The sequence below is a fragment of the Leptolyngbya sp. FACHB-321 genome (genome assembly GCF_014695975.1).
Taxonomy (GTDB): domain Bacteria; phylum Cyanobacteriota; class Cyanobacteriia; order Leptolyngbyales; family Leptolyngbyaceae; genus Stenomitos.
On record NZ_JACJPI010000060.1, the window covers coordinates 62,708 to 85,558 of the forward strand.

General features: G+C 51.0%; 18 protein-coding genes and 1 pseudogene. 12 read left to right on the forward strand and 7 right to left on the reverse strand.

The genetic code is table 11. The features are described from left to right. Nucleotides 1–35: 35 nt before the first annotated feature. The 3 genes and pseudogenes from H6F76_RS30530 to H6F76_RS14540 form a co-directional block, all read right to left on the reverse strand. Nucleotides 36–2,249 (reverse strand): annotated as a pseudogene (locus H6F76_RS30530) (DUF4912 domain-containing protein); the annotation flags it as partial. A 634-nt stretch (nucleotides 2,250–2,883) separates the two neighbouring features. Next, nucleotides 2,884–4,227 carry a DUF58 domain-containing protein gene (locus H6F76_RS14535; RefSeq protein ID WP_190509223.1) on the reverse strand — a complete coding sequence of 448 codons (1,344 nt, stop codon included), beginning with the start codon at nucleotides 4,225–4,227 and terminating at the stop codon, nucleotides 2,884–2,886. A gap of 119 nt (nucleotides 4,228–4,346) precedes the next feature. Then, the gene (locus tag H6F76_RS14540; protein WP_190509225.1) at nucleotides 4,347–5,321 is read right to left on the reverse strand and encodes a hypothetical protein; all 975 of its coding nucleotides are present in this window, start codon (nucleotides 5,319–5,321) and stop codon (nucleotides 4,347–4,349) included. Between H6F76_RS14540 and H6F76_RS31070 the strand changes: the two genes are divergently transcribed. Together H6F76_RS31070 and phoU are read left to right on the forward strand one after the other, a co-directional pair. Next, nucleotides 5,320–5,451, forward strand: a complete 132-nt coding sequence (locus H6F76_RS31070; protein ID WP_277881235.1) for a hypothetical protein — start codon at nucleotides 5,320–5,322, stop codon at nucleotides 5,449–5,451. The genes H6F76_RS14540 and H6F76_RS31070 overlap by 2 nt on opposite strands. A gap of 303 nt (nucleotides 5,452–5,754) precedes the next feature. After that, nucleotides 5,755–6,408: a phosphate signaling complex protein PhoU gene (gene phoU, locus H6F76_RS14545; protein WP_190449322.1), complete on the forward strand. Its 654-nt coding sequence runs from the start codon at nucleotides 5,755–5,757 to the stop codon at nucleotides 6,406–6,408. On the opposite strand, the gene H6F76_RS14550 is transcribed toward phoU, so the two are convergent. Then, entirely contained in the window at nucleotides 6,392–6,559 is a 168-nt protein-coding gene (locus H6F76_RS14550; RefSeq protein WP_190509227.1) for a hypothetical protein, read from the reverse strand. The genes phoU and H6F76_RS14550 overlap by 17 nt on opposite strands. Before the next feature lie 337 nt (nucleotides 6,560–6,896). Then, a complete protein-coding gene (locus H6F76_RS14555; RefSeq protein ID WP_190509228.1) occupies nucleotides 6,897–7,295 on the reverse strand; it encodes a hypothetical protein in 399 nt (132 codons plus the stop codon). 314 nt (nucleotides 7,296–7,609) lie between these two features. Between H6F76_RS14555 and H6F76_RS14560 the strand changes: the two genes are divergently transcribed. The 7 genes from H6F76_RS14560 (at nucleotide 7,610) to H6F76_RS14590 (ending at nucleotide 15,098) form a co-directional block, all read left to right on the forward strand. Next, a complete protein-coding gene (locus tag H6F76_RS14560) occupies nucleotides 7,610–7,750 on the forward strand; it encodes a hypothetical protein (protein WP_199322118.1) in 141 nt (46 codons plus the stop codon). 115 nt (nucleotides 7,751–7,865) lie between these two features. Beyond that, the gene (locus H6F76_RS14565) at nucleotides 7,866–9,257 is read left to right on the forward strand and encodes a cobyrinate a,c-diamide synthase (protein WP_190509230.1); all 1,392 of its coding nucleotides are present in this window, start codon (nucleotides 7,866–7,868) and stop codon (nucleotides 9,255–9,257) included. A gap of 71 nt (nucleotides 9,258–9,328) precedes the next feature. Further along, entirely contained in the window at nucleotides 9,329–10,213 is an 885-nt protein-coding gene (locus tag H6F76_RS14570) for a hypothetical protein (protein ID WP_190509232.1), read from the forward strand. Between the two features lie 45 nt (nucleotides 10,214–10,258). After that, nucleotides 10,259–12,817 (forward strand): ATP-dependent DNA helicase RecG, encoded by a 2,559-nt coding sequence (gene recG / locus H6F76_RS14575; protein WP_347276031.1) that lies wholly within the window; start codon nucleotides 10,259–10,261, stop codon nucleotides 12,815–12,817. Nucleotides 12,818–12,850: 33 nt separating this feature from the next. Beyond that, the gene (locus tag H6F76_RS14580; RefSeq protein WP_190509234.1) at nucleotides 12,851–13,249 is read left to right on the forward strand and encodes a DUF2281 domain-containing protein; all 399 of its coding nucleotides are present in this window, start codon (nucleotides 12,851–12,853) and stop codon (nucleotides 13,247–13,249) included. Nucleotides 13,250–13,342: 93 nt separating this feature from the next. Next, on the forward strand, nucleotides 13,343–14,818 hold the full coding sequence (locus tag H6F76_RS14585; RefSeq protein WP_190509236.1) for a hypothetical protein: 1,476 nt from the start codon (nucleotides 13,343–13,345) through the stop codon (nucleotides 14,816–14,818). A 31-nt stretch (nucleotides 14,819–14,849) separates the two neighbouring features. Further along, on the forward strand, nucleotides 14,850–15,098 hold the full coding sequence (locus H6F76_RS14590) for an AbrB/MazE/SpoVT family DNA-binding domain-containing protein (protein ID WP_190509238.1): 249 nt from the start codon (nucleotides 14,850–14,852) through the stop codon (nucleotides 15,096–15,098). A gap of 63 nt (nucleotides 15,099–15,161) precedes the next feature. Here the strand turns inward: H6F76_RS14590 and H6F76_RS14595 are convergent, their stop codons facing one another. Then, the gene (locus tag H6F76_RS14595; protein WP_242036665.1) at nucleotides 15,162–16,241 is read right to left on the reverse strand and encodes a TIGR04168 family protein; all 1,080 of its coding nucleotides are present in this window, start codon (nucleotides 16,239–16,241) and stop codon (nucleotides 15,162–15,164) included. A 157-nt stretch (nucleotides 16,242–16,398) separates the two neighbouring features. On the opposite strand from H6F76_RS14595, the gene xdhA reads away from it, so the two are divergent. The 3 genes from xdhA (at nucleotide 16,399) to H6F76_RS14610 (ending at nucleotide 21,233) form a co-directional block, all read left to right on the forward strand. Further along, nucleotides 16,399–17,826 (forward strand): xanthine dehydrogenase small subunit, encoded by a 1,428-nt coding sequence (gene xdhA / locus H6F76_RS14600; protein ID WP_190509240.1) that lies wholly within the window; start codon nucleotides 16,399–16,401, stop codon nucleotides 17,824–17,826. Further along, the gene (gene xdhB / locus H6F76_RS14605) at nucleotides 17,823–20,165 is read left to right on the forward strand and encodes a xanthine dehydrogenase molybdopterin binding subunit (RefSeq protein ID WP_190509242.1); all 2,343 of its coding nucleotides are present in this window, start codon (nucleotides 17,823–17,825) and stop codon (nucleotides 20,163–20,165) included. Before xdhA ends, xdhB begins: the two co-directional genes overlap by 4 nt. A 351-nt stretch (nucleotides 20,166–20,516) precedes the next feature. Next, the gene (locus H6F76_RS14610) at nucleotides 20,517–21,233 is read left to right on the forward strand and encodes a hypothetical protein (RefSeq protein ID WP_190509244.1); all 717 of its coding nucleotides are present in this window, start codon (nucleotides 20,517–20,519) and stop codon (nucleotides 21,231–21,233) included. A gap of 91 nt (nucleotides 21,234–21,324) precedes the next feature. Here the strand turns inward: H6F76_RS14610 and H6F76_RS14615 are convergent, their stop codons facing one another. Continuing rightward, the gene (locus tag H6F76_RS14615; RefSeq protein ID WP_190509246.1) at nucleotides 21,325–22,623 is read right to left on the reverse strand and encodes a URC4/urg3 family protein; all 1,299 of its coding nucleotides are present in this window, start codon (nucleotides 22,621–22,623) and stop codon (nucleotides 21,325–21,327) included. Nucleotides 22,624–22,851: the final 228 nt, after the last annotated feature.

Here is a 22,851-nt window from a genome sequence, read left to right on the forward strand (position 1 = left end):
GCCCCCACAGAGGCACCTGTTGCTACAGAGGGAATGCGAATCGCGTTAGAACGCGCTAACGATAGCCAGTAACGATCAGCCGTAACGTAGCCAATTTCTGCGACGTAATCACGATCGGGTTGAACGTCTGCCGTATAAGTCGATGCCGTCTCTGCAACCGAAAAATCCTGAAAATTTTGAGAGTGACTCTCGCTTAGATTAAGGTCTGTGACATCGTACAGCCGCAGGGCAAGATTGCGCCCACCCTGTTGCCGTAACTCGACTTTGTGATCATCAGGCGTTTGCCATCTTGCGTATGCTTTGTAATCAGGGCGTGCTGTAAGCGTGATTTGGCTTCTGGCAGCAGCCGTATGCACTGTAGTTGGTGCCGTTACCCGTGTTTGGTTAGAACGTGCTAGCGCTAGCCAACGACGATCGCCCGTTAGGTAGCCAATCTCTACCAGGTAATCGCGGTTTGGTCGCATGGGCGCTGTATAGTTCAGCGTCTCTTCAGCAATAGCAAATTCTTGAAAGCTTTGGGGACGTTTTGTCGTTAGGTCAACATCTGTGACATCGTACAGCCGTAGCCGCAAGTCACGCCCGCCTTGCTGCCGTAGCGCTGCTTTCTCCACCTCTAGGGCATCCCATTCGGCATAGGCTAGCGGGCTGTTAGCATCGGTTGCATTGCTTGCTGTCTGCTCAAGGGAGGTAAGGGTAATTTTGCTCTGAGCCATTGGCTCACCATTAGCTCCAGCAATTGCTGCTGCTCCGGCTCCTGCTGCTAGTACGCCTCCAGCTAAGATTGCTGCACCTGGAATGTCTGCACCTGAAATATTTACACCTGGAGTATTGCCACTAGTAGGCAAGTTAGCCGATACAGCGGTTTCTGAAGGTGTATCTGTCGAAGGAACGGCTCCAAGAGACGGGTCTGTAGTGGGCGGCTCAATGACGGTCGGGGGATCGATCGCAGCACTCTGCTCAATGATTGTTTCGTCTGCCAGTCCTGCGGCTCCTGCTCCAGCGGCTAAATCGGCTCCACCAACGATCGCAGCATCACCAGCAGACAGTCCGTTCGCTGGCGCTTCTGGAGGTAGAGTGCCTGTAGCAGGTAGCGAGGTGGGAAAATCAACAGTCGTTGGCGGCTCATCGGATGTAGTTTCGGTGCGACGACCTTTGGACCAGAACCACAGCAATGCGCCTACGAGTGGAATCAACAATAGCCACCAGGGGAACCCACCGCCCGTTTCCGTTGTAGCCCCTGGCTGAGTGGCAGCTACCTCTGGCGCAGCCGTAGCGCTTGCTGCTGGGCTAGGATCTACAGGACTAGCGATTGCCGTTACGGAGGGGTTTACAGAGGCAGGACTTGCGGCTGTTGCGACTGTGCCCAGTGTTAGTGCCGTTTCAATAACTGATAGGTTCTCTGGTGCCGTGGCAACGGCAAGGAAAGAGACGACGGCAGGACTGGGAGTCCCTTTGTAAACGTATGCCAATGGCTGTGAAAAGGGATAGCGTAGGTCAGCGGGAAAGGTGCCGTGCATCGGGATGATGCGAACATCCTTCCGGTCAAACACTTGATTAGCCATCGCATAGCCAATGCCATCGGTTCCTAATGCCTGAACCACTTCATCCGTACTGTCTTGAGCAGTTTTCTGCGTCTTCGCGCCTGCTTTAAAGGGTGCTTTCTGAAAAACTGGGTAAGAACGAAATGCCTGTCGTGTGTCACTTAAAACAGGGCGATCGATAAACCGAATCACCCCTGGAGATCCCCCAAGTTCAGACCAATTCTTGATCTCGCCTCGAAAGATCTTGGCGAACTTATCAAACGTAATGTCCCCTGTAAAGGGATTACCAGGACTAACAATGAGGGCAATCTTTTGCCGTGCGATCGGGGTGGCAACTAGCCCTTGCTCTTTCTCTTCTTCTGTCAACGGACGACCGATCGCTGCCAGGTCAACTTTGCCTTCTTGTAAGGCTTTGAGTGCTGCATCGCTGCCTTCCTCCGCCAACGTCACACTGCTGCCAACATACTTTTCTTCATAAACTTTTTTGAGTGCCTGGTTGATCGTCGCCATGCTGCTGGAGCCATTAACCGTAACCGTCGTACCGCTAGGAGCCACATTGGGCGGCGAGAAAGACGGTGTAGGGGTCTGAGCAAAGGCTGGTTGCATCACCATCAGCCCCATCAGCGGCTCAAAAGCGGTAAGCATTGCGAGCAGGAATGCCAGACTTAGACCTGGAGTGTTATTTTTAGGCGACGTTCGTTGCGGCATTGGTAATAAAAGCTTTTGGAACACTCTAATAAAAAGTTCTTGATGAAAAGCAGCCTAAGGTTAAAAGCAGCCTGAACAGCCCTAACTGAGGTTAACTTTTGCAACGGTCGAGCCAATTATACCGCCCCAATGTCTGAGGTGAAGAGCAGCAAGGATACGAATTTTTATTAGAGGCAGCAATTCAACGCTGCTGCACTATGCCAACGAAGAGAGAACGTGTTGCTTGACAGCAGTAGAACGTAGCAGATGAGGATGCAAGCAATCCTAATAGCATGCAAAAGGAACAAGAGGCTAGATGGATGACGATCGCACCCTGCAATTGCAGTTTCGTTAAGAAATCCGGTTTCTGCACCTGTAGCGGTTGTCACCAGGGTTAAGACATTGGCATCAAAGGGTTGATGGGGTATTGTCTCTAGCCAGCAGTTCTACCCTTACACCCCGCCCTAGCTACTTTAACGATTGCTATGGCTAGAAGCTGCTCAAGCTTTACCAATTTTTCATTCTTTCTTGATGGGAAATTAGCCTAAGGCACAAAGGAATGGCTTAGAGTTGAATAGTCTCAAGGCAAGTTATCAGTACTTCTATACGTAAGCCCCTCCAGCTTTTAACGAAGTTGGAGGGTATTTTAATAGCTTTAAAGTTGACTACGGGCTTTGAGTTGGAGATAGCGATCGACCAGTTGGTCACTAACTTGATCGGCAGGCGCATCCAATACCAACACACCTTTTTGCTTAAGTTTTGCCAGCGCTAACTGACGTTGCGACAGTAGATCGAGCGCTACAGCACGAGCGTATGTGTCGGGAATTGCAGTGGTAAACGTATTTGCCTGGCGATCGACCTGAGGATCGCGCAGCGTCACGCAGAAGGGTAGATGACGTGGGGCAAGTCGTCCCATTGCTGCCAGCAGTTCCATTGAAGCCGTTGCATCAATGACTTCAGTAATGAGTACAACCAGCGCTCGACGGGTTTGGCGAGTGGCAACGGTTGTAACGGCATCCATGTAGTCTGGCTCCAACAAAACGGGATGAATTGGGGTTAGCCGCTCAATTAGCTTGGGGAGTTGGGTCTGCCCTCGTTCTGGCGGCATCCAGAGGTGCATCTGGCGATCGAACACGCCGATGCCAACCCGATCGCCCCGATTCAACCCCGCTAGCGCCAGCGCTAGTGCTGCATTCAGACCCCAGTCAAACCGTTCCAAGCCTTTGACCTGAGCCGTCATCAGCCGCCCACGATCGAGCAACACCAGCAGCGTTTGCTCTTGCTCTGGTTCCAGCACCCGTACCAGCATCCGGCTGCGACGAGCCGTTGCCTTCCAGTCAATTAAGCGAGGATCGTCGCCTGATGCATACTCGCGTAGTTCTGAGAACTCGGTGCCGCTACCCTGACGACGGGCACGACGAATATTGCCACTGGTTTGCAGCGTCAGGCGAATGGAGAGCGATCTCAGCCCAATCAAGTCAGGATACACCGCTACCGTTTCACTTTTGGGCAGTTTCCAGTCGTGCCACGCCAAGCCCCAGGTTCCCAACTGCCGCACCTGAATATCGCCCCAGGTATACGTGCCTCGCTTAGATGGTAGGACGCTATAAGTCAGATCCTCGCGGCTATGAGCAGGCAACGAGAGCGTTAGGGTGTCGGTGCTGATAGAGCCTGTCTTCGCAGAGAATGCTTGTGGATAGAAATCTCGTATTTGCAGCGTAGCAGGCTGGTAGCCTGTCTTCACCGTTAGCTGCACAGGGTTCTCGCGTCCAATGGACAGACGATCGACATGATGGCGTTCCACGATCGCGCGGTTAGCGCTGACCCGTCGCGCATCCAGTACTGCCAGCAGCAGCACACCCGCATCAAAGCCCAGCGTTAGCAGAATGGAAACACTCAAAAACTGTGGGTTAATGACATCAGACCCGATCGTGGCAACGCCTAACCCGATCGCGGTACCTAGCAGTAAGAGTTGATAGACGCGACGAGAGGGGATCATGAGCGAAGGGGTGGGAGGGTGAAGGGGTGGAAAGGTGAAAAAGAAACGGCGACTGTGAAGCAGAGAGAGCTTTGCAGTAGAGCTTTTAGCCATCATCCTTTATCTTTTGCAGTCTCCTCCTACGAACTGACTGTTGCTGATGGTTGGGTGTTGAGATACGTCAGAAAGTCTTCTAGTTCGTCATCAGTCAGTTCGCTGCGGGTTTTCTTGCCGTAGGTTTTTTGCAGGTATGTGCTGCCCTGGCGCTTGCTCCAGCCAATGCGATCGATCTCTACGCCAATCTGTGATATCAGAGAAGATAAGTCTCTTGACGCACTGCTAGATGTATCGCTCTCAGCTATTGGTGCTTTCTCTGCACTAGACTTGCGGGGCTTGCTTTTAGCCGCTGGCTCCTCAGCAACAGGACTAGAATCAGCGCTGGCATGATCATCGCTTGCTGCTTCCTCAACGATCGGCTCAGGCTCCTCAAATGGCTCCTCGTCATACGGTGCCTTGTCGTAAGGCTCATCCTCATACGTTGCATCGTTGTAAGACGCATCATCAAGATCAGGGGGTGCATCAAATAGCTCTGGCTCCCTTTCAGCCGTAGTCAAATCTGCGACGTATGGCTCAAAGGCTGGCATCGGAGTGGTAGAACTGATCGCTGTCGGCTCGAAGGCTAAGGTCGAAAAGGACATGGGAGGGGCTATCGGCTCTACAGTTGCCAAGGGTGCAGCAGTGGAGGAATGGTTCAGCGTTGTGCTATCAAACCGATCGACAAGTTGCGTTGTCTCCTGCGATGCACTCGTCAGTGGTTGTGTTGGCGTGCTGTAGCCAAACGATCCCGCCGGGACATTAGACAATGGGGTGTAAATGCCCAACAGTGCCAATACACGTAGCCGTGCCCGATCTTCCGCCTGTTCAACGGTGGTAGCGGTTGCCATGCTTGTTGCCAGCGTCATGCTGCCCAACTGCACCAGCGCTCGCACCACATAGCGATCGGCATCCATTTGCACTAACTCCGTCAGCAAACCACTGGTAGGATAGCGAACTTGCAGTTGAGTAAACAGCGAAGGTAAAGCAAGTGATTCAGACAAAGCAGGTAACTCAGACATGAATTTGGCAGAACTGGTGAAGGTAAGACGACACGATCAGGATTTACACGATCGGGCACAAGTGAACCTGGCACAAGCTAATTGGGCACAAATCGATCAGGCACAAGTGAACCGAGTGCAAATTAGATGACCACAAGTTAATCGGGCGTAACTAACGATGGTAAGCGACTTAAGGGCGACTGAACAGATTAACCCTTTCTCCAATCTTGTCGGTGGGTTACACATCCACCCCTTCACCCCGTTACTCCTTCACTCCCCCACCTCTTCACGCCCTCACCCCCTCCATCAGTCCAATGTTATCCGGCAGACGGTCAGGATCGTTTATCTGAGGTAAGCTGATTGGCTATACTTGGACAGCAAGGACAGCAAGGCGATGACGAATCCTTCGCTATCAATCTGAGTTCGGTGCCTGCTCTGTTACGCGAGTACTTGATTGGAAACACCACGACTCATCCGCGCCCACTTTGACCGCCAGCTCAAACGCATCCAACGTGACGTTCTGCGTATGGGCGCGCTGGTGGAAAACTCCTTTTGGCTGGCGCGTCAGGCATTGTTCGATCGTGACTTAGATGCGCCAGGGAAAATTGCGCTTCAAGATAAGCAGATTGACAAACTCTACCGCCAGATTGAGCAAGACTGCGTTAGCCTCATTGCACTTCAGGCTCCTGTTGCCCAAGACCTGCGCCTCCTGAGCGCCATGATGCAACTCATCCGCGATCTGGAGCGCATTGGCGACTATGCCGAAGACCTGGGCGAAATTGCGATTCTTCTCTTTCCTTATCCGCCACCAAGCTATATGGGGCGGGTACAAATGATGTGCGATCGCTGTCGGGCAATGCTGGCAATGAGCCTGGCAGCGCTGTCTGACCTGGATGCTGAATCAGGGTTGCAAATCAAAATCAAAGACGATGCGGTTGATCTCGATTACGAAACGCTTTACGACCTGCTGGCACATCAGCGCGATGTGCCTGGCATTGTTGAACCGATCGTCCTAATGATTCTCGTGATCCGTCATATGGAACGTATGGCAGACCACGCTACCAATATTGGCAAGCGCGTTGCTTATATCGTCACCGGACAGCGATAGTCACAGTGATCTGGCGATCGCTGGAACCGTTGCTATCCTCGACACTCATCCCCACGTCAGACTCATCTACACCAATCCTCTGCTCATCGACGAGCACGGTCATGACCAGGGCTGAGGCAGGCTCTGTCGCGCTCCCTACACTAAAGACCATTTGCTCGCTGATTTCATACCTTTCACTTCCGCCTGCTGCGGCGCACTGCCTACAAATAAGGGAGATCGTACTAATCATCTAATCATGCCCAACAGAACAGTGCGTTTGCTGATCAGCAACGCACCCTACAAGATCGGCGATCGTACTAAAACAGATTAAAAACTTAAGAAAGATGACATATTATTTGTATTTTTAGTTTCAGCAGCATACAAAGTTAATCCAATTTGTCTATTAGCTTAAGAGTCAGTTCGATCAAACTATACAGCTAACTATAGATTAGTGTTTTGTATATCCAAATTAGTACCTTGTATATCCAAATTATTTATTGGAAGTGTTTCTAGTTATACCAATAGTACCCATCGGCAGAACCACCACTCCTACTTCTAATAACATCAAGATCACAATAACTGCCAGAATAGCTTCCTAGAGTTCCGAGATCAGTTTTCTTAAACTGCCAATTAGGTTGCTTAGAAGAGCGCCAAGGCTTAGCAATATGGGTACTACCTCCTTCTTCCTTAAACCAAATTAGAGCAGAATTTTGTTTGTAATCTATCACCTTGATGATTTTTGCGTAACTAATCAAACACCCGTCATCAGAAGCTTGTCTGATAGCAGGATAGAACTCAGATGCATATTGCCGCGAAAGATACTCCCATTTGCCATAAGTACATCCAATTACTGCTAACACAAATCCACCAAGAGCAAAGTGAATTGGAAATCCAGATTTCTTCTTCATAGCAAATCTCCTACAATTTTCTTGGCTGCATCTGTACTAATTTTAATAAAGAAGTATGTTTTCACCTCAATCACTGCAATCACTTCTTGCTATAAATTAATTACTCGTAAGATAATGATAGCTCACTTATTTTTGCCCTAGAAGATGAGGGGTGATGCGCTGAGAGAATAACTCCGTCTCTCTTCCCATGTCCCCCTCCAGTTCCCTAATTACCACCACCTACAACTCACCTACAACTCACCTACAACTGGACAAATGATCCATCTCCACGAGTGCTACTTAGCCTTGTAGGTTAGGTTGAAGAGCGATCGCTCGTGAAGAACGGTGTTCAATTGAGCTTTAGAATGTGGATATGCGATCGCTGTCAGGCAATGCTGGCGATGAGTCTGGCTGCGCTGTCTGACCTGGATACTGAATCAGGGTTGGAGATCAAAATTAGAGACGATGACTATTGATCTCGATTACGAAACGCTTTACAACCTGTTGGTACATCGTTCAATAAGGCTAAACGTTGTTGATTGGTTGATTTTCGCTCTAGACTCTAACAACTAACACCTCATCACTATTGAGATGGCGCTAATTGTTGCTGGAGAACGTAGTGGCGTTGGTAAAACAACGGTCACATTGGCACTGCTTTCTGCTTTAAAGCGGCGGAATATGTCGGTGCAGTCGTTTAAGGTTGGTCCTGACTACATCGACCCAATGTTTCATCGCTATGTGACGGGGCGTGCTTGCCGCAATCTTGATCCGATGTTGACTTCAGAAGCGTATGTGCAGCAATGTTTTGATCACCATGCTCAAACTGCGACTCATGCCCTTGTGGAAGGTGTGATGGGGCTTTTTGATGGTGCCGCTGGGCAAGAAGGGTTTGCGAGTACGGCTCACGTTGCCCGTTTGCTAGACTTGCCGATTCTGCTGGTGCTGAACTGTGGGGGTCTATCGCACTCGATCGCCGCGATCGTCCACGGCTACCGTTCCTTTGATCCTCGCCTTCAAGTTGCGGGCATTGTGCTGAATCGCGTTGGCAGCGATCGTCACCTGGAAATCCTCAAAGCTGCTTTGGAGCCGCTCAACATACCGATTCTCGGAGTCCTGCGCCGTGAAGATGGTATTGCGATCCCCGATCGTCATTTGGGACTTGTGCCCACGGCTGAACTAGAAAACCTGAATACTGTGGTTGAGCAGCTGGCACATCTGGGAGACACCTGTTTTGACTGGGCACAATTGATGCCATTGTTGGAACAGCGGTCAGCGATCAGTGGTCAGCAGTTAGAACTTACTCCCCCTCTCCCCCCTTACTCCTCACTCCCCCCTCCTCCCCCCTCACCCCGCATCGCGATCGCCCATGACTCTGCCTTCAGCTTCTACTACGCCGATAACCTGGATTTGCTCAAGGCACTAGGAGCCGAGCTAGTGTTCTGGAGTCCTATGCGCGATCGCGTTTTACCAGACAACATTCAAGGACTTTACTTCGGTGGTGGTTTCCCTGAAGTGTTCGCCGAACAATTAGCTGAAAACGAGTCAGCGCGTGCGGCTGTACGAGCTGCTATCCGAGACGGAATGCCAACCTACGCCGAGTGCGGTGGGTTGATGTATCTATGCGAAAAAATCACCAATTTTGAAGGACAAGCGTTTCCAATGGTGGGAATATTGCCGACAACAGCCATGATGGGCAAGCGCTTAACGCTGGGTTATCGAGACGCGATCGCCCTCCAAGACGGTTTGCTTCTAGACAAAGGCTCTACTATTCGAGGGCACGAATTCCATCGATCGCACCTCACTTTAGAATCGCACTCGCCCCTCTTCGCTCTACACTCTTCCCACTCCTCACTGCCTAATGAAGGCTGGCATTACCCTAATCTCCATGCCTCTTACCTCCATCTTCACTGGGGCGCAAGACCCGACATCCCTCAGCGCTTTTTAGAACGCTGTGCCGCTAGCGCTGTGTTGTCTAGGGCTTGATTAACACTAAGGTTTAGCGACCCGCTATCCTGGGGTATAGTGGCTTGTCTAGGGCAAGGTTAAACGGGCATATGGTCGGATCAGTAGAGCGAATTGAACAGGAACTTGCAGCATTAGACAAAGCAACTGGTGCGATCGCAGATGAGTTCTACAATGCTTACTCAAGCTACCTTACGGTCTTGGGGCAGGCAGTACGTCAGCAGTTGATCCTTGCCAGTTACCACGTTTGTACACAGGGCTATCCAGAATCGTTCTTAAAGTTGTCCTATAGTCAAAGACAGCAGTTACAGCAGCGCTTGCGGACGCTCTCGCAGCAGGTGCAGGAAGAGGTCTTAGCCCAACTACATGTTCCTGTTGTCATTGATGATCCAGACGTAGAGCCAGTTGCCTCCTTGCCTGTTGTAGATGAGCTAACGGCTTTAGATTCATTGCCCTCTACGCCAACGCCTGCTCCGGTTGTAGCGCCTGTATCCTCCCCAACAGAACCACGATCGCTGACTCCGGTTGACCTGGCACGATGGCACGAAGAACTGGAACACGCGATCGTGGCTGAACTAAAAACAGCCTCCCACGCGGCAAATCGGCTGTTGCAACAAGCCAATATCCTCCCCCCAAAGTTGCCCGAACCCGTTTTGGAAGCCGCCGCAAAGGCAGATCTCTCAGACGCTAGAGCCGGAACGCCCAATCTGCTCAATTTATTAGTTGAAACGAGTAGCAAAACGGCTGAAAACGACGACGATGAATCTCCCAAACATTCGGTCATGCACATCGTTGCTATCTCTCTACGACTTGCCGAAATTGAGTTCGCCGCGCCAGCAGTGACGGCAGCCCGCAGCAAAATCCGTAGTCTCTTCGCTCAACTTAAGACTTTAGGGCGTGAGTATCGAAAAAAACAGCGTGAACGATCGATTGCAGAAGCGCAAGCCGCATGGCGATCGACCTGGACGGAAGACTAGAGGAAGGGGGAGTCGGGACTTGGGAGTAGGGAGTAGAAAATGAGTATGAGTCACTCAGAACAAGAGCCAATGGCTCCCGAATCGCCAACACCTGCTACCCCTCACCCCTCCCTCCTCCCTCCTCACCCTGCACCCGACTGGATTCGCCTCCAAAAAGCGCTCTCTGTCGAAGCAGAACGTGGTTTCAATGATTTAGAAGGCAAACAGCATCGCTTTAGTGAATTCATTAGCCTGACACTAAGCCAGTCGCCTGCTCTGTTGCCCGCGATCGACCAACATCGCTGGCAAGAACTGGGCAAACAATTCATCACCTATTCAGAACTATCCTTCTCTCAACGGCAGCATTTAGTCGCAGATACGCGACGGTTTTTGCATCATGTACGTCAAGTCTGTGAGGACGCAGGGAAAGGAGAGAAAGGAGAGGAGCGAGGCGTTGGGGCATCATCGACAGGGGCAGTGAAGGCTCCTAAAACGACTCCTTTGGTCGAGGCGGGTCGTGCTGCCACTCTTGATCAAGCGGTGACTTACCTGACGGGCATTGGTCCTAAAAATGCAGAGAAACTAGCCAAGTTAGGGCTGATTACGGTGCGGGATGTGCTTTTTTACTACCCGCGAGACCACCTTGACTATGCGCGTCAGGTTAACATTCGGGACTTAAAAGAAGGCGAAACAGTAACGCTGATGGGCACTGTGAAGCGCTGTACGTGCTTTTCTAGCCCACGCAATACCAAGCTGACAATTTTGGAGTTGCTCGTTCGCGATCACACAGGACAGATCAAGCTAGGTCGATTTTTTGCGGGTAGTCGCTATAGCAATCGCGGTTGGCAAGAGCAGCAGAAGCGGCTGTATCCACCGGGAGCCACGATCGCCGCCTCTGGGCTAGTCAAAAAAAGCAAATTTGGCATGACGCTAGATAACCCCGACATCGAGGTTTTGCAGCATTCTGGTGAGGCGATCGACTCCCTTACGGTAGGACGTGTCGTACCCATTTACCCATTGACAGAAGGCGTCGATGCCGCACTGGTTCGACGAGCGGTGATTGCAGCACTGCCGGCTGTGAAGCAACTTCAGGAAGCGTTACCAGAAAACTTGCGAGAGCAGTACGGGTTGGTGGGCATTCAGGAGGCGATCGCCCACATCCACTTTCCGCCCGATGGTGCGGCTTTGGATAATGCACGTCGTCGTCTGGTGTTTGACGAATTCTTTTACCTGCAACTGGGTTTACTCAAGCGTCGTCAGAGCCAACGTCAGATTCAGGCAAGCGCTGTCATGGCTCCCACAGGTCAATTGATCGATCAGTTCTACGAAAACCTGCCCTTTCAAATGACCAATGCCCAGGAGCGGGTGATTAACGACATTCTTAACGATTTGCAAAAGCCAACGCCCATGAATCGTCTGGTACAAGGCGATGTTGGCTCTGGAAAGACGGTTGTGGCAGTCGTTGCCCTACTTGCTGCGATTCAGTCGGGCTATCAAACGGCGATGATGGCTCCCACTGAAGTGCTGGCAGAACAACACTATCGCAAGCTAGTCGGCTGGTTTAATCTGCTGCATCTGCCTGTCGAGTTGCTGACAGGTTCCACAAAAGCTGCCAAGCGACGCGAAATTCATGCCCAGCTACAAACAGGTGAATTGCCCTTGTTGGTAGGCACGCACGCGCTAATTCAAGACACGGTGAACTTTCAGCGCTTAGGGCTGGTGGCGATCGACGAACAGCACCGCTTTGGCGTACAGCAACGGGCACGACTCCAGCAAAAGGGCGAACATCCCCATGTGCTGACTATGACAGCAACTCCCATTCCCCGCACCCTAGCACTCACCCTGCATGGCGACCTGGATGTAAGCCAAATTGACGAACTGCCGCCTGGACGCAAAGCAATTCAAACCACTGTGTTGGCAGGCAAAGAGCGGATGCAGGCGTATGACCTGATTCGCCGCGAGATTGCCCAGGGACGACAGGTGTATGTGGTGTTGCCGCTGGTGGAAGAGTCGGAAAAACTGGATTTGAAGTCGGCGATCGACGAACATCACACACTGCAAGAGAGTGTCTTCCCCGAATTTACGGTGGGTCTGCTGCATGGACGCATGACTTCTGCTGAAAAAGATGATGCCATCACTCGCTTCCGCGACAACGAAACGCAAATCCTTGTCTCTACAACGGTGGTAGAAGTGGGTGTCGATGTTCCCAATGCCACGGTGATGCTCATCGAACACGCCGATCGCTTTGGGCTTTCTCAACTGCACCAGCTACGGGGACGGGTGGGGCGTGGCGGCTCCCAGTCATTCTGTTTGCTGATGAGCAGCTCCAAAACCGAAACGGCACGACAACGGCTGAAAGTGCTGGAACAATCGCAGGATGGCTTCTTTATCTCTGAGATGGATATGCGCTTTCGGGGTCCTGGTGAGGTGCTAGGCACTCGTCAATCTGGCTTACCCGATTTTGCGCTGGCAAGTTTGGTAGAGGATCAAGATGTGCTGGAACTGGCACGACAGGCAGCCGAAAAAGTAATGGCAAAAGACGAAACCCTAAGCCGCTGGACACTCATGCAGCAAGAGCTAGACTACCGCTATCGCCGCTTAATGGGAGGCGCAATTCTAACGTGATACCGACTCAGCTAGAATTCTTGGGAGGCAGGGATGGCTCAGTTTCAACTCTTTGATTCAGTGAAATTAACGGAGGTGATCGCGCTGTCTGAAGGAGAGCTTGCACCCGAAGGCACACCAGGAGCCATTGTTGAAGTACTAAAAGATGGCGAAGCCTACTTAGTAGAACTCTTGGGTGGCTGGGTGAAAAGCAATGAAGAGGGAAATTTCATTCCAGCGACCCCAGACGAACCAGATGCATTTGTAGAAACATTGGGCGTAGAACTGGTATATCCGCAACAGTTGCAGTTAGTAAAAGCAGCACAAGAAACTACAGGGATACGAGGACAATTAACCGCTGCTTTGAATGAGTTACCAGAAGATTTAATAGCAGAAGTCCGTGATTTCGCTGAATTTTTGCGACAGAAGCAGCAAAAGAAAGTTGTTTCGTGAATGGGCGATCGTAGATGAAGAGCAGCGATCGGTTCAAAGGCAACGATCTAATGTCAGAATTGTTTTGATAGTGTTTGCAGCATGGTTGTATAAATGGTTGACGTACAACAGGCACTTGAGAATCTCAGAGACAAAATTGCTGTGATTATTGCAGACCTAGAAGTTTGGAATTCTCTCCATGATGTAAAAAATGCTCTTGGCTTACCAGATGAAGATGTTCCAAGCAATATTGGCAAACATCGATACCTGCGTATAGTGACAGCTACCGCAAGCGACCAAGAGATTATTCATGCAGCCAAGCGAATGATGAAGTCCTATCCGGGCACACGTGGAAAATTATCAAGCGTTAATTTACAGCAAATCCAAGATAACCTTTGGTGGATCGAGAGCCAGGGAACTCAACAAATTACTAATGTCACTCGTCATAGGTTTGCAGAAAGTCTGGAAGGCTTACAATTCTGGGGAAGATTACCACTCAGAGAGTTTCTCAGTTCTGTAATTCCTGACCCTCAAGCAAACGGGAATAATCTATGTGATTTTGTCACAAAGGCTGATGGGCAAATTTGCAAAAGGTCTGTAAATTATAAATACGACTTCTCTATTTTTCTAAATCCCCAGAGAGAACTAACGAAGATTCTTACTCTTGATGAACTTGAACCTTATAAGTACTCGCCAATTCAAGCTGCAATGCTTTTGCGTGAACTAGGATTTCTTGAGTGGGCAGATCAACGGTTCTGCATATTGATTGAACGAATAGTTCACCCTGAAGTTCAAGAATCTGCAACACAGCAAAAGTTAGTAGCCCTAAGTAACACATTACTGCAACACAATGGTTTTGAATTACGCGAAGAGACTTCACAAGGAGGGCTTCCTGTTTACAAAGTTAGGAAAAGGGCGGTAGGAGTATCTGGGGCACCTAAGTACATAATTTTCGCATCCACTGGTTTAAAGCCTGACATCGTGATTGATGATGCTGTAAATATGGATATTCGTGTTGTCCATCATGCAGATAAATGCTTGGTTTATGATCAACCTCCACCTACTGGTGATCTGACTTGGAAAATGCTGGTGGAATGGTGGAGTAAACACAAAGGGTTAAAAGTCGTAGATGATAAGACAAGACATGAGTTAGGGCATCGACTAAGAAATTCCCTTCAAAAGGGACCTGAACTCGATTTTTTCGATACTTATTTCAGAGCATTTAAACCACGTTTGGGAGACAATCTTCCAGCATTACTGCCACAGGTTTATCTGCATTATGATCCTCGCAATCAGAGTGAGCGAAAACAGCCTGTGCTTGCTCGACAACGAATGGATTTTCTTATGCTGCTTCGGAATGAGAATCGAGTTGTCATTGAAATCGATGGGGCTCAACATTACTCAGATAATGGGTATGCTTTGCCACAGCGCTATGCCGAAATGGTTGCAGAGGATCGTAGAATCAGGCTCCTTGGCTACGAAGTGTATCGTTTTGGGGGCGCAGAGTTTAAAGATTCCAAACTTGCCCGCAAAACTATTGTTAGGTTCTTTAACGATTTATTTGCTCGCCACAAAATTGATTCAATTTAGACCAACACAAGTATTAAGTGGAGGACAGACTATGAAAGTACAAATCATTGATGATGGAAAAATCACCATTCCACTTGAAATTCGGCAGCGGTTAGGGTTGCGTGAAGGGGATGAACTCCTGTTTAGCTTGGAAGGCAACGAAGTACGGTTGCGTCCAGTCAAACGGCGCCGACTTAGTGAGTTTCGTGGTGCCCTGCCTACCACTGTTGCTTACCCTGGTAAAGACGCTATTCGTCGGCAAGTTGCTAAGACTCTGGCAACCGATACTGAACAGTCATAATCAATCTTTGGATCGAGGGTATACATCCATTGCAGCACTAAATGTTACCCCCCTAACAACAGGCTACACGATCGCCTCATGACTCTGATGAGGCTGGCTAACTGGCATTTCATGGCGATAGAGTACTGTCTCTGAAACCAACGTTAAATTCTGATCAAGCCAGACGATCGAGGCTTGAGCCACAGAGCCACCCTGGAGCGATACCAGCGAGAAGTTGCGCAGGCAGCTCGTTTCCGTCCTTACAATGCGAGGTACGCTGGCGGCATTGAGATAGGTCGTTCCGTTTGTCGTCACGAGCGGCACTCGTTGGTGCTGCTTGGTGTGGCGCAACTGATGGTGCATGTGCCCAAAGGCAACCAGGGGAACCGTTTTACCAAGCTTGCGGGTAGCCACGATCGCCTCGGCAAAGTCTGGATCGCCATGATCGCCACCAGGAGGGTGCCAATCTTTGCCACAGGTGTCTTCGGCACGATCGCCTAACCCTTTTGGTCCACAGTGCCCCAGAAAGATCACTGTATCAAAAGTACTGCTGCTGGCAGCTTGCACAATCCGTTCGGTGGATTCGGCAAAGCTGGTGATGCCGTAGCGCGATCGATAAAAGGCGTTCGTGTTTTTCCACTCTGACCCGCCCCAGCTAAAGGGACGGCTGCCCACTACGGTCAGGTTCAAGGCAGGAAAGTCGAGTTTGCCGTAGCCAACGTGCGCGTCTCCCAGCAAATCTAGCTGTTGCTGTACCCGGTCTTCTTGGGTGCGATCGTAGGGACATTTCTTGATGCCCCATTCAGTCGCGCTATACCAGGCATCGTGGTTGCCCAAAACGGCAGCTTTGGGAAACTCAAGTGCGGCGATCGACCGCACAACCTCAACAGATTCGTTACCAAAATCTCCTACAAACAGCACCAGATCAACACCTAGATGCTTGAGCGCGATCGCGTCGTCTGCATCCCAGCAATTATGGATATCGCCAATAACAGCAATTTTGATATCTGATGGTGCTGGTTGTGGCGATGGCTGCGCGATCGTCGACTGTTTCTCTGGGTGTGCGATCGACTGCATGGGACGATTGTTTGTTTGGTGATCGTTCGTTTGGTGATTGGTTGTCTGACGATCGTGCGTTTGGCGATCGTGTAGCGGCTGATTCATGCGTATCCCTTTTCCCGTCTCTTCCAGCATAATCAGGTTTGGAGGCGAACGGAATTGCAAGGGTTAATCACAACGTCTTTAAATTAACAGCAAAGTCTTTTAGTACCTGGCACAGTAGAACCATAGACGACGTTGAAGCCGCCGCAATGAGAGATGTATGTCAGACGTGAATCTGGATTTGACCATCAATGGCGCGAATGTCCGCCTTAAAGACATTTCTCCAACTGTAACGCTGCTGGAATATTTGCGCGCCAGTGGCAGAGTGGGAACAAAAGAAGGCTGTGGCGATGGCGATTGTGGCGCGTGTACGGTAGCGATCGTCGCTGAAGGGGCAGACGGCAAACCCCATTATCAGGCGATGAACAGTTGCTTGATTCCCTTAGCGTCTGTGGCAGGACGCGAGATTATTACGGTTGAAGGGGTTGCAAACGGTGAACTACATCCCGTTCAGGCGGCAATGGTGGAGACGTTGGGTTCCCAGTGTGGCTACTGTACGCCGGGATTCGTCATGAGCCTGTTTGCAGCGTATTACGATCGCACCGTGGATGACCTTTCTGTAGAAGGCAATCTATGTCGTTGTACGGGCTATCTCTCCATTCGTCGTGCGGCTGCGTTGGTGAACAATGCTGTGCCTGAAGATATGTTTGCAGAACAGTTGAGTCATGCCACCACTGCGTTCACATCATTAGACTACAGTGGCAACGAGCAGCACTTCTACCGTCCCATCCAGTTAAGTGAAGTCCTGACCTTGCTCCAGCAGCATCCAGATGCAACACTGGTCGCAGGTGGGACTGATCTGGGGTTGGAACTGAGCCATCACCGTCAGCACTTTCCCGTTATGGTGTCTCTCGAAGCAGTGGCAGAATTGAAGCGCGTTGAACAAACCCCAGAGACCGTTGTGATTGGTGCTGCTGTGCCTTTGAGCCATGTTGAAACCAATCTGCACGGCATTTTCCCCAGTTTGGATGAGATGCTGCACTGGTTTGCAGCGCGACAAATACGCAATCGGGCAACGCTGGGCGGCAATCTGGGCACCGCTTCCCCAATCGGCGATCTTCCTCCCGTTCTCCTGTCGTTGGATGCTGAGTTGACGATCGCCAGCCTTACCGGAACTCGCACAGTTCTGTTAGCTGATTTCTTTAAAGGCTACCGTCAAACGGCTCTCCAACGAGGAGAGGTAATCGTCTCAGTGAGCATTCCAAAGACGATCGCATCCGGATCAGTTCGTCGTCTCAGCCAGTCGTACAAAATTGGGAAACGCGGTACGGATGATATCAGCATTGTTGCAGCGGCGTTTACGATCGATCTGGATGCTAGCGATCGCATTGTTCACGCACGGCTTGCTTATGGTGGCGTGGCGGCAACTCCTGTACGGGCGATCACTATTGAAACGCTGCTGATTGGGCAACCCTGGACATTAGCAACAATCCAGCGGATCAAGCCCACTCTGAGAGCAACCTTTACGCCCATAACAGATTTTCGCGGCAGTGCTGACTATCGCAAACAGCTAATCGCCAATCTCTTTGAGAAATTTTTCGTAGAATTTAGCAACGTCAACGCTGACCTATTGAAGGTGACGAGATGAATGCAGTCGGTAAACCCTCGAAACACGAAAGCGCGGTTCACCATGTCAGCGGCAAAGCGGTGTATACCGACGATCAGCGCCAGCCTGTAGGGATGCTGTCTGTTTACCCGGTTGTTGCGCCCTATGCCCACGCATGGATTACGGGCATTGATATTTCTGCGGCAGCAGCCGTGGAGGGTGTTGTCACTGTACTGACTGCCGCTGACGTACCGGGCAAAAACGATACAGGCGTAATTGTGCAGGATGAGGTGCTGTTTCCCACTGAAACAGTGAGCTATTACGGGCAGGCGATCGTCTGGGTAGTCGGTGAAACAGACGAAGCCGCTCGACTGGGAGCCGCAAAGGTCATTGTGACCTACGAAGCACTAGAACCACTGCTGAGTATCAAAGCGGCGATCGCTGCTGAGAGCTTTCACAACCAAGCACAGGTGGTCTGTCAGGGTGATGCGATCGCTGCCCTTGCTGAAGTCGATCGCTGTCTTGAAGGCGAGATCGAAATGAACGGTCAGGATCACTTTTACCTGGAAACCCAGGCAAGTTGGGTGATTCCCGATGGTGAAGGACATTATCAGGTTTACGCCTCAACCCAGCATCCTGCTGAAACGCAGGTGATAGTGGCGCGGGTGTTGGGTGTCACCAGCAATCAGGTAACGGTCACCTGTTTACGTATGGGTGGCGGGTTTGGCGGGAAGGAATCGCAGGCAAATCCCTATGCGTCGGTGGCGGCGATCGCCGCCAAGAAAACGGGTCGTCCCGTCCGCGTAAAACTCAAGCGGAGCCACGATATGACCTTGACAGGCAAGCGTCACGGCTTTTTAGGACAGTACAAGGTCGGCTTTACCAGTGAAGGCAAAATCACTGCGCTGGATGTCGCACTTTATGCCGATGGTGGTTGGAGTTTAGACCTGTCCCCGCCAGTGCTGCTACGCGCCATGCTGCACGTAGACAACGCCTACTACATTCCCCACATCACAGTGACAGGACGAATTGCCAAAACCAACAAGGTATCGAATACGGCATTCCGGGGGTTTGGTGGTCCCCAGGGCATGATTGTGACCGAAGAGGTGATTGATCGCCTTGCCCGTGCTCTCAACCTGCCGCCCGATGTCGTACGCGAACGCAATTTTTATCATGGCGCTGGTGAAACCAATACCACTCACTACGGACAAGAAATCTACGACAACCGCCTTGATCGCGTCTGGCAGGAAGCGAAGACCAACGCCAACTTTGGGGCACGGCAGGCGGCGATCGCCGACTTCAACCGTACCCATCCGTATAACAAACGTGGGTTAGCCATCACGCCTGTCAAGTTCGGCATCTCGTTCAACAAAACGCACTATAACCAGGCAGGGGCGCTCCTGCTCATCTACACTGACGGCAGCATTCAACTCAATCATGGTGGCACCGAGATGGGGCAGGGGCTTCACACCAAAATGCTGCAAGTGGCAGCAAACGCGCTTGGTGTCGGTATGAACCGCTTTCGGATGATGCCCACCAGCACGGATAAGGTGCCCAATACCTCCGCAACGGCTGCCTCTAGCGGGTCAGATTTAAACGGGCAAGCAGTCAAAGATGCGTGCGAAACCATCAAAGCACGGCTGTCTCCAGTCGCAGCGAGAATGCTGAACCTGGATGCAGCAGAAGATTTAGTGTTTGAAGACGACTGGATCTTTTGCAAAACCTATCCCAAAACTCGCATCCCGTTTTTAGACGTGGTGAGACAGGCATACGACGATCGCATCAGCCTTTCTGCCACGGGCTATTACCGCACACCACACATCTACTGGGATGAGGCAACAGGTAAGGGAAGACCGTTTTACTATTTTGCCTATGGTGCTGCAGTCAGCGAAGTTGAGGTGGATGGCTTTACAGGCACCTTTAAGCTGCGTCAGGTGGATGTGGTGCACGATGTGGGCGAATCGTTGAATCCCCTGGTCGATCGCGGGCAAATTGAAGGCGCGTTTGTGCAGGGGATGGGCTGGCTGACGATGGAAGAGTTGGTGTGGGATGATCAAGGACGGCTTCGCACCGATGCGCCCAGCACGTACAAGATTCCCACTATTTGCGAAATCCCCGAACACTTCAGCGTTCATCTACTGACACGAGCCGCGCAGGATGGTGTGATCTACGGCAGCAAGGCAGTAGGCGAACCGCCCTTCATGCTGGCAATGTCAGTGCGAGAGGCAATTCGGGAAGCCGTAGCGGCATTTGGCAATGCTTCAGCGGTTTTCCTCGCGGCTCCCGCAACACCAGAGGCAACATTATGGGCGATCGAACAGGTGCGATCGTCCTCCACTCAGCCTGCCGCGGCTCCAAATCCTCAGCTTTCAACCATCTAGCTACTAAAGAGTACACCTGACTTTGGCTCTCCAACCTTTGCTTTTGCGAAGCTGCTGGTCATTTGTCGTGACAACCGTGTATCTGCATAGAAATGTACTTCTGTGATGCATACAGAGAAAAATAGGGCAGTCTTAGCTTAAGCAAATCGGTAAGCACGCTTAACGCACAAGGAAAGACACTTTACTTGGGTTGCCAACCATGTGTCAAAAGCTTTGCGGTGTAAGCGAGTCAGTGTTTGCAGCGATCAGTCTTGGTTTGGTTCCTGTTGGCTGTCTGGCTGCGTCCTGGCTTACCCCTGCTCTATCTTCTCTTAACTTCCCCCTCGGTCTACTATGGTTACCAGCACCAAAATGAACCTTGTTCGCTGTCCTGCGATCGTCGGTTTGCTCTTCCTCTTGTCTGCTTGCAATACCAGCCCATCACCGACAGCAACGCTTACGCCAGCACCCGTAGCCTCTGCTCAACCCCAACCAAAGCCAAGTGTAGCCAGCACGCCTGCTGTAACTGCCAACGCTGATCCGTTCCCGAAAGCGGATGATAAAGCTATCAGTGCAGCCAATCTCGCTCGCAATGCGTCTACTGTTGAAGACTGGGCTTTGGTCAGCGGCAAACTTCAGCAGGCGATCGCCCTCATGAAAACCGTACCTGCTGGCAGCCCAAAACGCGTGATCGCCCAAAAGAAATTAGCCCTTTACCAGCAGCAGTTGAAAACGGCTCAACAGCAAGGGAAAAAGTTAGCAACAAATAATACTGCTGAGAAAGCGAGTGCGTCGCAGCAGAGTCAGCCTGCTGCTGCTGTGGTTACAACGGCGGCTCCAGTAATTACGGGTATCGGTAGTTTAAATTCAGAAAACTACAGCCGCATTGAGTTTGATATGAGTCCTGATGAGGTGCGATCGCTGTTGGGTACGCCCACACGTGAACAAGGACAAGCACCAACCTTTTCCCTAACTTGGGAAAGTGCAGACAAAAAGACAACGGTTGGCATTAGCTTCTATAAGAATAGAGTCGCAGGGAAAAGCTGTGTCACCTCTAGTTCGACCATGAAGTGCGTCACTAAAACGTAGATAACATGAGTTCGAGTTAGGTCTATTCGTCGAACTTACGCCAAGACAATAGTTATCAGCGTTTGGCAATAAACGCCAGTAAAGATGAGCTTTAAAAAACAGTGCCGTCGCTCTCGATCTGGATCGGTGGGCTGCCGTTGGGTCGTAAGCTGGCAGCAATCCGTCGTCCAGCAGTCCAGGTGCCACCTTGCAGAATCTTGACTAACGGTAGGTCAGTCGCAGACAGATTGAGTGTCTGCCGGATTGTCTCTGCAAGGCGATCGAGCAAAATGACTGTCAGCGCACGCCACTCGACGATCGCCTCTGAACCGGGTAACTGCGCCTGTTGTAAGACGATCGGATCTTTGATTTGTAGCAAGCCTAAATCGACACATAAGCCACCATTGCGATATTCTGGCAAGCCTGTGAGAGCATCTAGCCCAGTAATGATCAACCCAAGTTCTTGAAGGGGTTCCAATAGGGAGTAGGTGAGCCATTGAGAGAGCTTGTGGAAGGGGACAAGGGTAGGAAGTAAAGAGCGGGGAGTCGGGAGTCGGGAGTCGGGAGTGGGGGCTAGAGCGGAGTGAACCCAAACATCACCTAGATTCACTTCTGCTAGCGTGATTCGTCCCGCCCAGATAGCGCCAAAGCCTTCTAAAACAGCACTCAGGACGGTACTTGCCTCTAGTTGCCCACTGTGAATCTGTCCAGTATGGGCGCGATCGCTAGCATGAGCACGATCGCACAAATAGGCAACGAGTTCTCCAGGACGGGCAGGCTGAGAACCAAACAACGTGGGCTGCTGCTGAATGACGCTTCCCAGCCGTTGCAGCAATGCCAACCTCCCTGATAGACCGACAAGGGGATTGTCCTGGCTTACCTGAAAGGCTTGACTCAAAGCTTCCTCAGTCAGGTTTTGCAGCCCGATCGCGTCTACTTGCAACGGTAGTTGCGGATCACTTGAAAAAATGCCCTGAAAGAACGCGTGCAAACTGGCAATCGCCAAACCTTCCGATCGTCGCCAAACTGTTCCTGTGTCTGGTTCCGTATACTGCCAGTGATCGCCTGCGCCCGCATCAAGCAACACGCTAACGATCGCCAGATCAAATTTTGCCTTCGCTTTTGCCAACGGTGCTAGAGCGTCCAGAGCAGCGAGGCGATCCTGCTTACCGACTTCAAAATGTCGCCAACGGCTGTGGAACGGAATATTCAGGTCGGGGTAGCTCTCGCGAGTCACCTGAAGCACATAATCAGCTACTTTCTCAAGCTGGCTTAGGTCGCAACGAAAGTATTGCAGCTTGTCAGCACACGCCAGATCGAATAGTTGCCCACACCGCTCCCGAATGGCAGTGGGAGAACGAAGGTAGGCGATCGTGGCAGCATCCTCTGGGCTAAGTGGTTTAGCAGTCATGATCAATTCCTCCGATTCCCCTTAATGATTTTTTGCAACCTTCACCTACCGCCATCTCCACAGTGTCGTGCTGCTACGCTGGAACTAAGAGAGACTATTTGAGTCATCTTTAACCATGTACATTGGTTGTTCTACCCTCTCACTGCTTCACCCCTTCACCCTTTAAAGCTCGCTTAAGTTTAATGCACTTGCTTACCCACGTGCGTTCATTACCCAACGCCAGGTTCG

Excerpts from the sequence above, each read along its gene's own strand:
- H6F76_RS14535 (WP_190509223.1), bottom strand. The coding sequence starts at position 4,227 with ATGATCCCCTCTCGTCGCGTCTATCAACTCTTACTGCTAGGTACCGCG.
- H6F76_RS31070 (WP_277881235.1), top strand. The coding sequence starts at position 5,320 with ATGAATTTGGCAGAACTGGTGAAGGTAAGACGACACGATCAGGATTTA.
- H6F76_RS14540 (WP_190509225.1), bottom strand. The coding sequence starts at position 5,321 with ATGTCTGAGTTACCTGCTTTGTCTGAATCACTTGCTTTACCTTCGCTG.
- H6F76_RS14550 (WP_190509227.1), bottom strand. The coding sequence starts at position 6,559 with ATGGTCTTTAGTGTAGGGAGCGCGACAGAGCCTGCCTCAGCCCTGGTC.
- H6F76_RS14555 (WP_190509228.1), bottom strand. The coding sequence starts at position 7,295 with ATGAAGAAGAAATCTGGATTTCCAATTCACTTTGCTCTTGGTGGATTT.
- H6F76_RS14565 (WP_190509230.1), top strand. The coding sequence starts at position 7,866 with ATGGCGCTAATTGTTGCTGGAGAACGTAGTGGCGTTGGTAAAACAACG.
- H6F76_RS14570 (WP_190509232.1), top strand. The coding sequence starts at position 9,329 with ATGGTCGGATCAGTAGAGCGAATTGAACAGGAACTTGCAGCATTAGAC.
- recG (WP_347276031.1), top strand. The coding sequence starts at position 10,259 with ATGAGTCACTCAGAACAAGAGCCAATGGCTCCCGAATCGCCAACACCT.
- H6F76_RS14580 (WP_190509234.1), top strand. The coding sequence starts at position 12,851 with ATGGCTCAGTTTCAACTCTTTGATTCAGTGAAATTAACGGAGGTGATC.
- H6F76_RS14585 (WP_190509236.1), top strand. The coding sequence starts at position 13,343 with ATGGTTGACGTACAACAGGCACTTGAGAATCTCAGAGACAAAATTGCT.
- H6F76_RS14590 (WP_190509238.1), top strand. The coding sequence starts at position 14,850 with ATGAAAGTACAAATCATTGATGATGGAAAAATCACCATTCCACTTGAA.
- H6F76_RS14595 (WP_242036665.1), bottom strand. The coding sequence starts at position 16,241 with ATGAATCAGCCGCTACACGATCGCCAAACGCACGATCGTCAGACAACC.
- xdhA (WP_190509240.1), top strand. The coding sequence starts at position 16,399 with ATGTCAGACGTGAATCTGGATTTGACCATCAATGGCGCGAATGTCCGC.
- xdhB (WP_190509242.1), top strand. The coding sequence starts at position 17,823 with ATGAATGCAGTCGGTAAACCCTCGAAACACGAAAGCGCGGTTCACCAT.
- H6F76_RS14610 (WP_190509244.1), top strand. The coding sequence starts at position 20,517 with ATGAACCTTGTTCGCTGTCCTGCGATCGTCGGTTTGCTCTTCCTCTTG.
- H6F76_RS14615 (WP_190509246.1), bottom strand. The coding sequence starts at position 22,623 with ATGACTGCTAAACCACTTAGCCCAGAGGATGCTGCCACGATCGCCTAC.